Source organism: Bradyrhizobium sp. NBAIM03, assembly GCF_020194055.1.
GTDB classification, from domain to species: Bacteria; Pseudomonadota; Alphaproteobacteria; order Rhizobiales; family Xanthobacteraceae; genus Bradyrhizobium; species Bradyrhizobium yuanmingense.
Window position 1 is genome coordinate 1 of record NZ_JADYVS010000230.1, and the last position, 406, is coordinate 406.

Sequence of the window (406 nt, forward strand, 5' to 3'; positions counted from 1 at the left end):
ATCTTGTAGGTTTCAAGAATTTCGTAGGTCACAGTGTCGCGGGTGGCGTTGAAATACTGGCGGCAACCGGCGGCATGGATCCACAGTTCGTGGTGCAGGCCGCGCGGGTTGTCGCGAAAGAACATGTAGTCGCCCCACTGCTCGTCGGTGCAGGCATTCGGGTCCAGCGGGCGCGGGATGTGCGCTTGGCCGGACGCATGGAATTCCTCTTCGGAGCGCAGTTCGCCACAGTGAGGACAGAAGATATGCAACATAGGGAATTTCTCCTGTTAGTGGGCGACGGCCGCAGCGCCGTGTTCGTCGATCAGCGCACCGTTGTGGAAACGGTCGATGGAAAAAGGTGCGGCCAACGGGTGCATTTCACCCTTGGCCAGGCTGGCGGCAAACACGTTGCCTGAGCCTGGGG

Annotated in this window: 1 protein-coding gene and 1 pseudogene; both read right to left on the reverse strand. The window is 60.1% G+C overall.

Features of this window, described 5'->3' with window-relative positions; translation table 11 throughout:
* On the reverse strand, nucleotides 1-254 hold a 254-nt coding region (locus I6F21_RS38255), incomplete at its 3' end, for a sarcosine oxidase subunit delta (RefSeq protein WP_225184454.1).
* A gap of 15 nt (nucleotides 255-269) precedes the next feature.
* A pseudogene (locus I6F21_RS38260) lies at nucleotides 270-406 on the reverse strand (sarcosine oxidase subunit beta); the annotation flags it as partial.